Annotated in this window: 10 protein-coding genes; 6 read left to right on the forward strand and 4 right to left on the reverse strand. The window is 64.1% G+C overall.

Features of this window, described 5'->3' with window-relative positions; all coding sequences use genetic code 11:
* Positions 1–67 precede the first annotated feature (67 nt).
* From V2I08_RS05560 to V2I08_RS05570, 3 genes are read right to left on the reverse strand one after another with little or no spacing between them, the layout of a single operon-like run.
* On the reverse strand, positions 68–2,497 hold the full coding sequence (locus tag V2I08_RS05560) for a TonB-dependent receptor (protein ID WP_349634201.1): 2,430 nt from the start codon (positions 2,495–2,497) through the stop codon (positions 68–70).
* Positions 2,481–3,410, reverse strand: coding sequence for a FecR domain-containing protein (locus V2I08_RS05565; RefSeq protein WP_349634334.1), 930 nt, complete (start codon positions 3,408–3,410; stop codon positions 2,481–2,483). The genes V2I08_RS05560 and V2I08_RS05565 overlap by 17 nt, the downstream gene beginning before the upstream one ends.
* 55 nt (positions 3,411–3,465) lie before the next feature.
* The gene (locus V2I08_RS05570) at positions 3,466–3,978 is read right to left on the reverse strand and encodes an RNA polymerase sigma factor (protein ID WP_349634335.1); all 513 of its coding nucleotides are present in this window, start codon (positions 3,976–3,978) and stop codon (positions 3,466–3,468) included.
* 147 nt (positions 3,979–4,125) lie between these two features.
* Between V2I08_RS05570 and V2I08_RS05575 the strand changes: the two genes are divergently transcribed.
* The 6 genes from V2I08_RS05575 to glgX all read left to right on the forward strand — a co-directional run bounded on the left by V2I08_RS05575 (position 4,126) and on the right by glgX (position 14,723).
* Positions 4,126–5,319, forward strand: coding sequence for a serine hydrolase domain-containing protein (locus V2I08_RS05575; protein WP_349634202.1), 1,194 nt, complete (start codon positions 4,126–4,128; stop codon positions 5,317–5,319).
* A 113-nt stretch (positions 5,320–5,432) separates the two neighbouring features.
* Positions 5,433–7,898 (forward strand): glycogen/starch/alpha-glucan phosphorylase, encoded by a 2,466-nt coding sequence (locus V2I08_RS05580; RefSeq protein ID WP_349634203.1) that lies wholly within the window; start codon positions 5,433–5,435, stop codon positions 7,896–7,898.
* A 25-nt stretch (positions 7,899–7,923) separates the two neighbouring features.
* On the forward strand, positions 7,924–10,083 hold the full coding sequence (gene glgB, locus V2I08_RS05585; protein ID WP_349634204.1) for a 1,4-alpha-glucan branching protein GlgB: 2,160 nt from the start codon (positions 7,924–7,926) through the stop codon (positions 10,081–10,083).
* 55 nt (positions 10,084–10,138) lie between these two features.
* Positions 10,139–11,398, forward strand: coding sequence for a glucose-1-phosphate adenylyltransferase (gene glgC, locus V2I08_RS05590; protein WP_349634205.1), 1,260 nt, complete (start codon positions 10,139–10,141; stop codon positions 11,396–11,398).
* Positions 11,398–12,846 carry a glycogen synthase GlgA gene (gene glgA / locus V2I08_RS05595; protein ID WP_349634336.1) on the forward strand — a complete coding sequence of 483 codons (1,449 nt, stop codon included), beginning with the start codon at positions 11,398–11,400 and terminating at the stop codon, positions 12,844–12,846. The genes glgC and glgA overlap by 1 nt, the downstream gene beginning before the upstream one ends.
* Complete coding sequence (gene glgX, locus V2I08_RS05600; protein ID WP_349634206.1) at positions 12,843–14,723, forward strand: glycogen debranching protein GlgX; 1,881 nt, start codon at positions 12,843–12,845, stop codon at positions 14,721–14,723. The genes glgA and glgX overlap by 4 nt, the downstream gene beginning before the upstream one ends.
* On the opposite strand, the gene V2I08_RS05605 is transcribed toward glgX, so the two are convergent.
* Positions 14,704–15,273: an NUDIX domain-containing protein gene (locus V2I08_RS05605; protein ID WP_349634207.1), complete on the reverse strand. Its 570-nt coding sequence runs from the start codon at positions 15,271–15,273 to the stop codon at positions 14,704–14,706. The genes glgX and V2I08_RS05605 overlap by 20 nt on opposite strands.
* Between the last annotated feature and the right edge of the window lie 36 nt (positions 15,274–15,309).

Below are 15,309 nucleotides of genomic sequence, written 5' to 3' on the forward strand. Positions count from 1 at the left end.
TGCGCGCGCGTGCGGAAGGGACGATGCCGAGGGGCGCTTTCCGTGGTGATTTGCGATGAATAAATATTCAGAAAGCGAAATCGATGCCCACGCGAACGGTGCGCGGGCGCAACGGCGTGGAATAATCCGTGTTGAGATCAAATGGGGTGCCGAGCGAGAAGCGGTTGCCGTTGCTGTCCAACACATTGATCAGCGATAGCGAATATTGCAGCGATCCGCGGGTCAGACTGGCCGACAGGCTGGTATCGACATAATCTCCCTGCGTCTGGCCCAGGACCGGCCCAACGCCGAGCCGCGACTTGCCCACATAGCGTGCGGAGCCGGAGAGGTGGATGCTGGTCTCATCGTCCAGGCGCGCGCGATAATCAAAAGCCATTCGTCCACCAAGATTGGCAACATTGGGGACTGAGAGCGACTTGTTGTCATAGGAAAGTGCCCGAATGAAAGCTGCTGGCCGAGTCAGGCGGCTGTCATTATAGATGATGCTGCCATCAAGCGTAAGTTGTCCCGTCGCGCGGGCGACGATACGGCCTTCGAGTGTATAGAGCCGTCCGTCACCGATATTGGCCGTGGTCGGCAGGCCGATCCGGTCGGTCACATCGGCCTGGATGTCGCGCCAGTCGGTATAGGCGATGTTGGCGCTGAGCGCGATCGTATCGCGGCCGGGCAGGCCCATGCGAAAGCCGCTTTCCACGGTCGATATACGGTCATTCTGGAAACGCCGCACCCGCTGGTCATCGACGGCGAGGCCGCCGGGGCGAAAACCCTGCTGAAAGCGGGCGTAGAGGGTGATGTTGGGGATCGCGTCGGTGAGCAAGGAGGCGGAGGGCAGGAAGATCGTCTCGCTGCGATCGGCCTGCGCTTCTGCCCGTGCGAGGTCGGCCGACGAGAGGGCGGCGACCGGATCGAGCGCCTCGCCGGACAGGCGGCTGTTGGTCAGGCGGCCGCCGAAGGTGGCGATCAGTCCTCGGACCGGCTCGAACGACGCTTCGCCGAACAGCGTCGCTTCCTTGACGCTGTTGCGCACGCCCGTCGCCGCCGCCGGTTGGCCCCGGCCGAAAACGGGTACGCCGGGTAGCACCTCCGGCTGGACCAGGGCGGCACCAAAGCCGGTGAGCGAGCGATAGATTTTCGATGTGCTTTGCAGGTAGGAGCCGCCCAATATCCAGCCCAACCCATTGTCGAGATCCCGCACCAGCCGGTTTTCGGTCGAGAAAATGTCGACTTCATTGCGCTGGCGGAACAGCGCTGGCGGGCCGCCGGGTTGGGTCGCGTCATAGCTTTCGGACAGGTCGTGCCGCACAAAGCCGGTGGACGAGACGAAGCGCAAACTGTCCCACTGCTTTTCGAGGCGGACATTGCCGAGCAGATAGTCGGATCGATAGGGTTGGGCGACAGCAGAGGCGCGCTCCAGTCGGCCGACAGAGCGGGTCGCATATTGCGCGTCATCGCCCTCTATCTGCTGGTAGACGCCATTGAGATCGATCGTCCAGTCATCGTCCGGGGCAAAGCGCAGCGCTGCGCGGCCGCCCCAGGTACGGGTCCGGTTGACGTCATCCTTCCCGCGATTGACGTCGTCGATATAGCCGCCGTCCTGCACGCCATAGCCCACGATCCGCAGCGCGAGTTTTTCCGCGACGATCGGCAGGTTGAGCGTTGCCGACAGATCGCCGCCAGGATCGCCATGCTGGGTCGCGGACAGCCCCGCCGATACTTGCCCGCCCATTTCGCCCAGATTGGGCGCGTTGGGCATGATGCGGATGATGCCGCCCAGCGATCCCGCGCCATAGAGCGTGCCCTGCGGCCCTTCCAGCACCTCGACCCGGCCGACATCATAAAGTTTGAGGTCGGGATCGGGCGCGGCATAATTGAGGCGCATGTCGCCCAGATATTGCCCCGTCGTGGCCTGGGTCGGCCCGGCGACGCCCGAATCGGCGATGGCGCGGATGAACAGCTTGTTGCGGCCCGCACCGGCATGGGTGGAACTCAGACTAGCGACCCGCGCCAGCAAGGTGGCGGTGCCGCCTGCCGCTTCGCCGCTGGAAAAGGCGCGGCTGTCGAGCGCTTCGACCATGCCCGCATAACGGAACAGGGGCGTTTCGCGCTTTGAAGCGGTGACGACGATCTGGGCTTCGGGCTGATCGTCGGCAGGGGCGGCGGAGATCGGGGCTGGCGCGGTCACGGGTGGCGCGGGCCGGGTGCGGACGATGCGCCATGTCGCGCCGTCGATGCGCCGCGCGGTCGCGCCGCTGCCCTTGAGCAACCGCTTCAACGCGGATTCTACCGAGAGATTGCCGGTAACGGCGGGGGTGCGGATGCCAGCGAGCGACTGGTCGGACATGCCGATGCTGGTCCTGGTCTGACGGGCAAGCGCGATCGTTGCCTCGCCCAGCCGTCCGGGGGCGATGCTGATGATCTGTCTGTCCGCCCCATGCGCGGGCGCTGCGCTCGTTATGGCAAGGGCGGTGACGAGGAAGAGGTCAGCTTTGCGGCCCATCCCCTTCTTTCAGCAGCCAAGTGTCGCCCTGGCGCACGGCGGAAAGGCCCATCAGCGGCGCGGCCCCGGCAAAGAAACGGGCCGGATCCTTGTCCAGCCGGATCGTGCCGGTGAAGCGCATCGCGCGCGCGCCTGGCGTGGTGCGGAGCGCGATGCCGAGCGATCGGCCGATATCTTCGCTGATGTCGCTGACGGCGGCATTGGCGTAGACGAGGCGACCCTGACGCCAACTGGCGACGGCCGCGGGTGCGACATCCATCACCCGCAAGCCTTGCGCATCATCGGCAAGGCCGCGTCCGGCGGGTAGGCTGATCGCCTCTGCGCCGGGATTGTAGATGACTTCGCCTTCCGACACGCCGATGCGGACGGCGCCGGGGGTGTGGACGATGTTGAAGACCGTCCCGGCATCTTCGAACACGGCATCGCCCACCGTCACGCGGAACGGATCGGATGCATCGTGGCGCACGGTGAAGGCGGCTTCGCCACTGTCGAGCGCGGCGAAGCGGGTGTCGTTGCGGTCGAGGCGCAGGCGGGTGCCGCCATTGACTTCGATGCGGGTGCCATCGTCCAGCGCGATGCTGCGCGTTTCGCCGGGGCGGGTGGTGACGGTATAGATGTCGGCCCGGCTCATCATGCCGACCGACACGGCCGCGACCAGCGCGGCGGCGATCGCGCCGCCGCCGATCCAGCGGAGCGGGCGGCGTTGCGGTACGCCCACATCATTGGCGGGAACGGGCATGGCGACGGGTTCGGGCGGGATGATAGCATCGAGGTCGGCATCGGCCGCCATCAGCACATCATAGGCCTCCGCGTTAGCAGGATCGCGCTCCAACCAGGCGGTGAAGCCGTCCCAGTCGGTAAAGGCGGGATCGCGCGTGCGGATGACCCACGCCATTGCCTCCTCGTTCGTCATTGCTCCAGCCCTGTTCATTTTTTGCCCCTTACAGAGACTGACGCCGCCGACCCCATCATTCCGTATCCAGTTTCTGCTTGAGGGCCAGCATGGCGCGATAGGCCTTTTGCAAGTCCTTCTCCACCGTCGTCAGGCTGACCCCCAATTCCTCGGCAATGACCTTTTGCCCCACGCCTTCGATGCGGAAGCGGCGGAAGATGAGTTCGACGCGCGGGCCAAGCTCGCGCAGGACGGCGCGCGCCTCGTCCAGCCGCTGGGCGAGGATCATCCGCTCGTCCACCGGCACATCGTCGGTCGGGTCGGCCATGACGCCGCCAGCCCCTTCGGCCCAATCCTGCTCGCGCCGTTCGCGCCGGATCGCCGAGCGATAGCGGTCGAGCATGAGGTTGTTGGCCATGCGATAGAGATAGGGCACGGGGTCGGAGACGGGGCCAAGATCCTTGGCCTCCAGCTTCATCCACATATCCTGTAAGAGATCTTCGGCATTCTCGCCTGCGCCGCGCGCGCGCAGGAACCGCAGCAGGGCCGCGCGGTTGGCCATGAAGATCGCGGAAAGGCCAGTGGCCATGCCTGTCGGGGTCCAGTGCTGAAATTGCTTGCCGTTCGGATAGCCTGCCATAGAGGGCGGGGTGGTCCCTTGGCAATCGCCAAGCTGTTGTCCTGCGCGCGTCGCTGCTTTAGCGCGGAGCCGGATAAGCATCGGAGCGGCGCGGGCATGACGAACGGCGTGGACAGGGTAGCGGCACAGGCGGCGGGGATGGACCCTGACCGGCTGGACGCGCTGGTGGATTTTCTCGACCGCACCTATCTGGCCAGCGGCCGCTTGCCGCATATGCAATTTCTGGTGTCGCGCGACGAGCAGCCGGTGGTGTCGCTGACGCGTGGCGCGGCGCGGGCGAGCGGCGAACCGCTGCGCACCGATGCCCTCTATCGGATCGCGTCGATGACGAAGCCGGTGACCTCGGTCGCCTTCATGATGCTGGTGGAGGGGGGCAAGGTGGCGCTCGATACGCCGGTTGTCGAGCTTATCCCCGAATTCGCGGATTTGCGCGTCGGCCGCGCCAATCGCGCGCGGTTGAAGCGGCCGATGCTGATGATCGACCTGCTGCGCCATACGTCGGGGCTGACCTACGGGTTGCAGCGACAGACGCCGATCGATGCGCGTTATCGCAAGCTGGGGCTGGACGAATTTCAGCAGCCGCGCACGTCGGATCAGTTCATTGCTGACCTTGCCAGCCTGCCGCTGGAATTTTCACCCGGTGAGCGGTGGAATTATTCGGTGGCGACCGATGTGCTGGGTGTAGTGATCGAACGGTTGGAGGAGCGCGACCTGGAAAGCGTGTTTCGCGAGCGCATCTTCGCGCCGCTGGCCATGGTCGATACGACCTTCGCTTTGCCCGATGCGAAGGCGGATCGCATGACCGATGCCTGGCGGCTGGATGAGCAGGGCGAGCGGCAGGTCGCCGATCTGGGTGCACGGAGCGGTTGGCGAAGGCAGGGGCGCTTCCTGTCGGGCGGCGGCGGGCTGGTGTCGGGGGTGGCGGACTATCACCGCTTTGCGCGGATGCTGCTGCGCGGGGGCGAACTGGACGGGGTGCGGTTGTTGCAGGCCGACACGGTGGCGCAGATGCGGTCCAACCAACTTCCGGGCGGCGGCGATCTCGCCAGCCTGTCGAGTGCGATGTTCAGCGAGGCGGATTATCAGGATGTGGGCTTCGGCCTGGGCTTCGCGATGGGGTTAGAGCGCGGCGAATATTATTGGGGCGGGGTGTTTTCGACCTGTTTCTGGATCGATCCGATCGAGCGGCTGATCGGGATATTCATGACCCAATTGCTGCCGTCGAGCGCCTATCCGGTGCGCGCGCAATTGCGGGCGGGGGTGACAGAGGCGCTGGTGCGCAGGGGGTAGGCCCAAGTCCCGCGAAACAGCCGAAATAATTGCTGCGCTGCAAAATTTGGCGTTGGCGCGGGCTTGTCGGCTGTGCCATCATCCCCTTCGATCAGACAGGGGGACCGTGCGCCATGAACCTCAAGGGCCAGACCAAACTTCCCAAACCCGCGCCGCGGCGGATGGACCCGGAAATTCTGGCGCATGAGATTGTCGAGCGGTTGACCTATCGCATCGGCAAGAATGCCGCCGCCGCCAAGCCGCATGACTGGCTGCACGCCGTCATCCTCTCGATCCGCGACCGGGTGATCGACGCCTGGATCACGTCCACCCAGAAAACCTATGAGGAAGAAGGGCGGCGGGTCTATTACCTCAGCCTTGAATTCCTGATCGGGCGGTTGATGCGCGATGCGGCGTCCAACATGGAAATGCTGGACGACATGCAGGCGGCGCTTGCCTCGTTGGGCGTCGATATCGACATCATCGCCGCGCTGGAGCCGGATGCGGCGCTGGGCAATGGCGGCCTTGGGCGGTTGGCGGCCTGCTTCATGGAGAGCATGGCGACGGTGGACGTGCCCGCTTATGGCTATGGCATCCGCTATGTGAACGGCATGTTCCGGCAGGAGATTTCGGACGGCTGGCAAGTCGAGCTGCCCGAAAACTGGCTGGCGCATGGCAATCCGTGGGAGTTCGAGCGGCGCGAGGCGAGCTATGAGGTCGGCTTTGGCGGGCTGGTCGATCCGGCCGAGGGCGAGGATAGCGGGCCGCACCAGATGCACTGGAAGCCCAGCGAGCGCGTGATCGCCACCCCCTATGATACGCCGATCGCCGGTTGGCGCGGCAAGCGGGTCAATACGTTGCGGCTATGGGAAGCGCAGCCGATCGACCCCATCCTGCTCGACAAGTTCAATGCAGGCGACCATGTCGGCGCGCTGTCCGAAAGCAATCGCGCCGAGGCGCTGACGCGGGTGCTGTACCCGGCCGACAGTTCGGCCGCTGGCCAGGAATTGCGGTTGCGGCAGGAATATTTCTTCTCGTCCGCGTCGCTGCAGGACATTGTGCGGCGGCACATTCAGTATTTCGGCAGCATCGCGACGCTGCCCGACAAGGCGGCGATCCAGCTCAATGACACGCATCCGGCGGTGGCCGTGGCGGAATTGATGCGGATATTTCTGGACGATCATGGCTTCGATTTCGACGAGGCGTGGGACATTACCCGGCGCACGTTCAGCTATACCAACCACACCTTGCTGCCCGAAGCGCTGGAAAGCTGGCCCGTGCCGTTGTTCGAACGGCTACTGCCCCGGCATATGCAGATCGTCTATGCGGTCAACAGCCGCCTGCTGGCCGAAGCGCGGCGGGCGGGGCAGTTCGATGACGCGGCGATCGGGGCGATCTCGCTGATTGACGAAGGCGGCGATCGGCGCGTGCGGATGGGCAATCTGGCTTTCGCCGGATCGCACAGCGTCAATGGCGTATCGGCGCTGCACACCGACCTGATGAAGGTCACGGTCTTTGCCGATCTGCACAATCTCTATCCCACCCGGATCAACAACAAGACCAATGGCGTCACCTATCGCCGCTGGCTGATGCAGTGCAATCCGGGGCTGACCGGCCTTATTCGCGAAGCCATCGGCGAGGCGTTTCTGGACGATGCGGAAGCGTTGCGCGACCTCGATGCCTTTGCCGACGACACGGCGTTTCAGGAGAAATTCATCGCGGTGAAGCGCGCGAACAAGGCGGCACTGTCCGACCTTTTGCGCAAGCGGTTGAATGCGCGGATCGACCCGTCGGCGATGTTCGACATCCAGATCAAGCGCATCCATGAATATAAGCGGCAATTGCTTAACATCGTCGAGGCTGTGTCGCTTTACGACCAGATCCGCTCGCACCCCGAACGCAACTGGGTGCCGCGCGTCAAGCTGTTCGGCGGCAAGGCGGCGTCGAGCTATCATAATGCCAAGCTGATCATCAAGCTGGCGGGCGATGTCGCGCGCGTGGTCAATCATGATCCGGCGGTGCAGGGGCTGCTCAAGGTACAGTTCGTGCCCAATTACAATGTCTCGATGGCCGAGATGATGATCCCCGCCGCCGACCTGTCCGAACAGATTTCGACGGCGGGCATGGAAGCGTCGGGCACGGGCAACATGAAGTTCGCGGTCAATGGCGCGCTGACGATCGGCACGCTGGATGGTGCCAATGTCGAAATGCGCGATCATGTCGGGGCCGACAATATCATCATCTTCGGCCTCACCGCGCAGGAGGTGAATGAGCGGCGGGCCAAGGGCTATGTGCCGATGGACGTCATAAGCGGCAGCCGGGAGTTGAGCCAGGCCTTGAATGCGATTTCCAGTGGCGTCTTTTCGCCCGACGACCCGGATCGCTACAAGGGGCTGATCCAGGGCATTTATGACCATGACTGGTTCATGCTGGCGGCGGATTTCGACAGCTATTCGGCCGCGCAACGGCATGTCGATAGGCTCTGGACGGACGAGGCCTTGTGGGCAAAGATGGCGATCCACAATGTCGCGCGCATGGGATGGTTTTCGTCCGATCGAACCATCCGCGAATATGCGCGGGACATCTGGAAGATCGGCTGAAGATGGGAGGCTGGGTGACAGGATCGTGCTGACAGGCGAGCAGATCGACCGGCTGGTCGAGGGCCGCGATGACGATCCCTTCGCCACGTTTGGCGTGCATCCGGCCGACACGGGTTTTACCGCCTGCGTCCTGTTGCCTGGAGCCACATCTGTCGTCGCGCAGACCCTCGATGGCAAGGCCGTGGGTGAGCTGGCTGCGCTGCACAAGGCTGGGTTGTTCCATGGCAAGGTCGCCCTTCGCAAGCGGCAGCCGCTGCGTTACGTCGCGCGCTATGCCGATGGCAGCGACTATGCGCTGATCGACCCTTATGGCTTCGGTCCGGTGCTTGGGCCGATGGACGATCATTTCCTGGCCGAGGGTGCCCATGCCCGATTGTTCGACAAGATGGGCGCCCATGTCATGACCCATGAAGGGGTGGCGGGTGTGCATTTCGCGGTCTGGGCACCCAATGCCCGGCGCGTGTCGGTGGTCGGTGACTTCAATCAGTGGGATGGCCGCCGGGGCGCAATGCGCCATCGTGTCGATAGCGGGGTGTGGGAAATCTTCCTGCCCGCGATCGAACCGGGCGCGCCCTATAAATTTGAGATTGTCGGCGCGGATGGCGTGACGCTGCCGCTCAAGGCCGATCCGTTCGCCTATAAGAGCGAATTGCGGCCTTCGACTGCCTCGATCGTCGCTGCGCCGCTTGATCATAGTTGGGGCGACGCGCGCCACCGCGACTATTGGCAGAAGGCCGATGCGCGGCGCGAGCCGATCTCCATCTACGAAGTCCATGCCGGGTCGTGGCAGTTGACCGATGAGGGCGGTTTTCTCGACTGGGACGAGATGGCGCGGCGGCTCATTCCCTATGTCGTGGGCATGGGCTTTACCCATATCGAATTTCTGCCGATCAGCGAATATCCCTATGATCCAAGCTGGGGCTATCAGACGCTGGGGCTTTACGCGCCGACCGCGCGCTTTGGCGATCCGGCGGGCTTTGCGCGCTTCGTCGATGGCGCGCACCGGGCCGGAGTCGGCGTCATCCTCGATTGGGTGCCGGCGCATTTTCCGACCGACGAACATGGGCTGGCGCATTTCGACGGCACGGCGTTGTACGAACATGCCGATCCGAAAAAGGGATTCCACCCTGACTGGAACACGGCCATCTATAATTTCGGGCGGCGCGAGGTAGCGCAGTTCCTGGTCAATAATGCGCTGTTCTGGGCCGAGCGCTATCATGTCGACGGGCTGCGCGTGGATGCGGTCGCGTCCATGCTCTATCTCGATTATTCGCGCGAGCCGGGCGAATGGATACCCAATGACCATGGCGGGCGCGAGAATGTCGAGGCGGTCGCTTTCCTGCAGGAGATGAACCGGGCGCTTTATGCCGCGCAGCCCGGCATCATGACGATCGCCGAGGAATCGACCAGTTGGCCCAATGTGTCGCATCCGGTGGATAGTGGCGGGCTAGGCTTCGGCTTCAAATGGAATATGGGCTTCATGCACGACACGCTGCGCTATTTGCAGCGCGACCCGGTGCATCGCGCCCATCATCATGACGACATCACCTTTGGGCTGCTATACGCCTTTACCGAGAATTTCGTGCTGGCGCTGAGCCATGACGAAGTGGTGCATGGCAAATCATCGCTGCTGCACAAGATGGCTGGCGATGATTGGCAGAAATTCGCGACGCTGCGCGCTTATTATGGCCTGATGTGGGGCTATCCGGGCAAGAAGCTGCTGTTCATGGGGCAGGAATTTGCCCAGCGCGGCGAATGGAGCGAGGAGCGGGCGCTTGACTGGCATCTGCTCGACCATGCCGCCCATCTAGGCGTGCAGCATCTGGTGGGCGATCTGAACCGCCTCTATCGCAGCCGCGCGGCGCTCCATGCCCGCGATTGCGAGCCGGACGGTTTCGAATGGGTGCTGGTCGACGGCGCGGCGGATAGCGTGTTTGCCTGGCAGCGCCGGGCACCCGGCGCGAAACCAATTGTGGTGATCAGCCATTTCACCCCGGTTCTGCGCCACGGTTATCGCATGAGGCTGCCTTCGGGTGGGCGCTGGCGCGAGATATTGAACAGCGACGCGGCCGACTATGGTGGTAGCGGCGCGGGGAATATGGGCATGGTGATGGCGGATGAGACGGGCTGGGCGAACATCACCCTGCCGCCGTTCGCCACGCTGATGTTCGAACTGGATATGTGACGACAAGCCGACGGGCGCAGGTAGGCGAACGCGGGCAGCAGGAGAGAAGCCCATAATGCAGATAAGACACCAGCCGATCGCGCGCGATGCCATGGCTTATGTGCTGGCGGGCGGGCGCGGCAGCCGCTTGGCTGAACTGACCGACAAGCGCGCCAAACCTGCGGTCCATTTCGGCGGCAAGGCGCGGATCATCGATTTCGCACTATCCAATGCGCTCAACAGCGGCATTCGCCGGGTCGGTGTTGCGACGCAATATAAGGCCCATTCGCTGATCCGCCATTTGCAGCGCGGCTGGAACTTCCTGCGGCCTGAACGCAATGAGAGTTTCGACATCCTGCCCGCCAGCCAGCGCGTGTCGGAAAGCCAATGGTATGAAGGGACCGCCGACGCGGTGTTCCAGAATATCGACATTATCGAAAGCTATGCGCCCGAATATATGGTGCTGCTGGCGGGCGACCATGTCTATAAAATGGACTATGAGCTGATGCTGCAGCAGCATGTGGACAGCGGTGCGGACGTCACAGTCGGCTGCCTGGAAGTCCCGCGCATGGAGGCCGTCGGCTTTGGCGTCATGCATGTCGATGAAAAGGATGTCATCACCGCCTTTATCGAAAAGCCCAAAGACCCGCCCGCCATCCCCGGCCAGCCTGACGTGGCGCTGGCGTCGATGGGCATTTATGTGTTCCAGACCCGCTTCCTGATCGAACAATTGCGGCGCGATGCGGACGAGCCGGGAAGCAAGCGCGACTTTGGCGGGGATATCATCCCCTATATCGTCAAGCATGGCAAAGCGGTCGCGCACCGCTTTTCCGCCAGTTGCGTGCGGGCCGAAAGCGAGTTGGAACCCTATTGGCGCGATGTCGGCACGATCGACGCCTATTGGCAGGCGAGCATCGACCTGACTGACGTGGTGCCCTCGCTTGACCTGTATGACCGTAGCTGGCCGCTATGGACCTATTCGGAGGTCACGCCGCCTGCCAAGTTCGTCCATAATGAGGATGGCCGGCGTGGGTCGGCGACATCCTCGCTGGTCGCAGGCGGCTGCATCGTGTCCGGCTCTTCGCTCCATCGCAGCCTGTTGTTTTCTGGCGTCAAGACGCACAGTTTTTCGTCGGTGACCGATAGCGTCATCATGCCCAATTGCGAGATCGGGCGCGGCGCGCGGTTGCATAAATGCGTGCTGGATTCCGGCATCATCATTCCGCCGGGGCTGGTCATTGGCGAAAATCCGACGGAGGATGCGCAACGCTTCCGGCGGACCGACAGTGGCATTTGCCTGGTGACGCAACCGATGATCGAACGTCTGGTCGCCTGATCGCCATGCAATTGCTCTCGGTCGCGTCCGAAATCTATCCGCTGATCAAGACCGGGGGTCTGGCCGACGTCACGGGCGCGCTGCCCGGTGCGCTTGCCGGAAAGGGCGTGGCGACCCGGACGCTGGTGCCGGGCTATCCCGCCGTCATTGCGCGGGTCGGCAAGGCGAAGGTCGTGCGCCGCTATGAGGCGTTGTTCGGCGTGCCCGCGACGGTGCTGGCTGCGCGAGTCGATGGGCTGGATCTGCTGGTGCTGGATGCGCCCGATTTCTTCGCGCGCGAAGGCGGGCCTTATGGCGACCATGCGGGTAATGATTGGGGCGATAATTGGCGGCGTTTTGCCGCGCTGTCGCGCGTCGGGGCGGATTTGGCGGCGGACGGGGTCAAGGGCTGGCGGCCCGATGTGGTGCATGTCCATGACTGGCAGGCGGCCCTGACGGCGGCCTATATGCGCTTTGGCCCGGCCCATGCGGTGCCTAAGATCGTGACGATCCATAATCTGGCGTTTCAGGGGCGCTATGGCGCGGATGTATTCGGGCAATTGGGCCTGCCACCTGAAGCTTGGGGCGTGGATGGTGTCGAATATTATGGCGGGGTGGGCTATCTGAAGGCCGGGCTGGTGTCGGCCGATGCGATCACGACGGTCAGCCCGACCTATGCCGAGGAAATTCGTTCGCCCGTTCACGGCATGGGGTTGGACGGCCTGATCAATGGCCGGGTGGAGCGGCTGCACGGGATATTGAATGGGGTCGATACCGCGATCTGGAACCCGGCGGACGATCCACTGATCCCCAAGGCTTTCAGCGGTCGGGCGCTGGCGGGGCGGGCCGCCAATCGGCGGGCGTTGGAGCAGCAGTTCGGGCTGGATGCCGATGCCGCGCCGATCTTCATCATCGTCAGCCGCCTGACTTGGCAGAAGGGCATGGATTTGATGGTCGATGCGCTCGATCATCTGGTGGGGCTGGGCGCGAAGCTGGCGCTGCTGGGGTCGGGCGATCATCCGCTGGAGGGCGCTTTTCTGGGCGCGGCGGATCGCCATCGTGGGCGCATCGGCGTGCGGATCGGCTATGACGAGCCGCTCTCGCATCTGATGCAGGCGGGGGGAGACGCGATCCTGATCCCGTCAAGGTTCGAGCCGTGCGGGCTGACCCAGCTTTATGGGTTGCGCTATGGCTGCCTGCCCGTCGTCGCGCGGGTCGGCGGGCTGGCCGATACGGTGATCGACGCCAACGCGGCGGCGGTGGCGGCGGGCGCGGCGACGGGTGTGGTGTTCGCCCCGTCGGACCCGCTAGCCTTGCACGGCGCGATTGCGCGCACGGTGCGGCTGCATCGCGATCGGCCGGTGTGGCAGGCGATGCAGCGGGCGGCGATGCGGACCGATGTGTCATGGGGCCAGAGCGCGGCGCGCTATGCGGCGCTCTATCGCAGCCTGCTAACGGAAGCGGCGTGAGCGCAGGCCCGGCCGCACCGCGACTAAGCGCAAGTGGCGCGCATTTTTCGGTCTGGGCACCGGAGGCGAGCCATGTCTGGCTCTGCCTGTTCGATGCGGATGATCGCGAAACGCGAATGGGGATGACGCGCGGCGAGAGCGGCGTCTGGCAGGGCGAGGCGACGGGCGTGGGCGCAGGCGCGGGCTATGGCTATCGCGCCGATGGCCCTTATGATCCGGGGGCAGGGCTGTGGTTTGATCCCGACAAATTTCTGCTCGATCCGTATGCGACCGCGATCGACCGCGCTTTCGTCTATGACCCCGCCTTGGCCGCGCCGCGCGGGGAGGGGGCGGACACCGCGCCGCTGATGCCCAAGGGCGTTGTCGAAGCGCCCTTGGCGCCCTTGCCGGGTGCGCCGCCCTGTTTCTGTCCCGGTGGCCTGATCTACGAACTGCATGTGCGCGGTTTCACCATGCTGCATCCTGATGTGCCGGAAACGCAGCGGGGGACGATCGCTGCGCTCGCCCATCCGGCGGTGATCGCGCATCTGCAACGACTGCATGTGTCGGCGATCGAACTGATGCCGATCAATGCCTGGATCGATGAGCGGCATCTGGGGCCGCTCGGCCTCACCAACTATTGGGGCTATAATCCGGTCAACTGGTTCGCGCTCGACCCGCGCCTGGCCCCCGGCGGTATCGCTGAACTGCGCGAGACGGTGGCGGCGCTCCATGCGGCAGGGATCGGCGTCATCCTCGACATGGTCTATAATCATGACGGGGAAAGCGATGCTCACGGGCCGACGCTATCGCTGCGCGGCCTCAATGCGCGCGACTATTTCCGGCATGCGGCCGATGGGCAACTGATCAACGATACCGGCACCGGCAATGCGATCGCTTGCAACCAGCCGATGGTCCGCCGCCTGATCCTCGATTCGCTGCGCTATTTCGTGACGCAGGCTGGGGTGGACGGGTTCCGCTTCGACCTTGCACCTGCGCTGGGGCGGATGGCCGATGGATTCGATCCGCGTGCGCCATTGCTGGAGGCGATGCGCGCCGATCCGATCCTGGCCGACCGGGTGATGATCGCCGAGCCGTGGGACATCGGGCCGGGCGGCTATCAACTGGGGCATTTTGGCGACAATTGGCTGGAATGGAATGACCGCTATCGCGACGATATGCGCCGGTTCTGGCGCGGCGATTTGGGGATGCTGGGCGCTATGGCGACGCGGCTGGCGGGATCGTCGGACATTTTCAGCGGCGCGGCGACCAGAACGGTGAATTTCCTCGCCGCCCATGATGGCTTCACGCTGGCGGACGTTACATCCTATGCACAGCGGCATAATCACGCCAATGGCGAGGACAATCGCGATGGCCATGGCGAGAATTTGAGCTGGAACAATGGCGTCGAGGGGCCGAGCGATGACGCGGACGTGCAAGCGGCGCGTCGTCGTGATCGCATCGCACTGCTCGCCACGCTCTTCTGCTCGCGCGGGACGATCATGCTGACCGCAGGCGACGAGTCTGGGCGGACGCAGCAAGGTAACAACAATGCCTATGTGCAGGATAATGCGATCGGCTGGGTCGACTGGGCAGGGCGCGACACCGCGCTGGAGGCGGAGGCTTTTGCGCTGGCGGCCTTGCGGGCGGGCAATGCGGATCTGCGTGGCACGGCGATCCTGCGGGAAGCGGAGGTCGCCTGGCTGGACGAGAGCGGCGCGCCGTTGAGTGTCGCGCAGTGGGAAGACCCGCAGCGGCGTCGTTTCGCGCTGCACTATCGCGGCAGTGGGTTAGCGATCTGTGTCAATGGCGACGGGGAGGCGTGTCGGTTCCTGCTGGAGGGGCAGGCGGTGAACGTTGCCGCCCGCTCCGTGAGGGTCATTCCACCGGCACGCTGAACAGGTCGGGACGTCGCAGGCGCAGCGCCATCAGCGTGATCGCCAGCTTGCCATCGCCGATCTGCTTGTCGGCCATCATTTTCCAGAGCGTATCGAGCGGCAGTTCGTGGACGGTGATATTCTCCTGCTCTTCGTCCAGGCCGCCGCCTGCCGCGATCCGGTCTGCGGCGCTATAGTCGGCGAGATAATAGTCGATCTTTTCGGTGACGACGCTGGGGATGCTCCAGATTTGCCCCAGATGGATGAGCGTCCCCAGTTGCACGCCCGCTTCCTCCATCGCCTCCCGCCGGGCGCAGTCTTCGGGTTCATCTTCCAGCAGACCGGCAATCGCTTCGAGCATGTCCGGCAGCCCCGCCATCATCACGGGCGCGCGCGGCATCGATACGGTCAGCGCGACACGGCGCACCGGGTCGAAGGGCAGCAACGCCACCGCGCGGCGCATCTCTACCACATGCCGGTCGCATTCCTGCCCATCGGGCGCGCGCATCCGCACCATCAGGAGGTCGAGCCAGTCCTGGTAGATGGCTCTGCTCGCGATAATACTGGTCATGGCTTGCTCCCTGGCGTCGATCTGATGAAAATCCGT

Origin of the sequence: Sphingobium sp. MK2 (genome assembly GCF_040170545.1) — a bacterium.
Classification (GTDB): domain Bacteria; phylum Pseudomonadota; class Alphaproteobacteria; order Sphingomonadales; family Sphingomonadaceae; genus Sphingobium.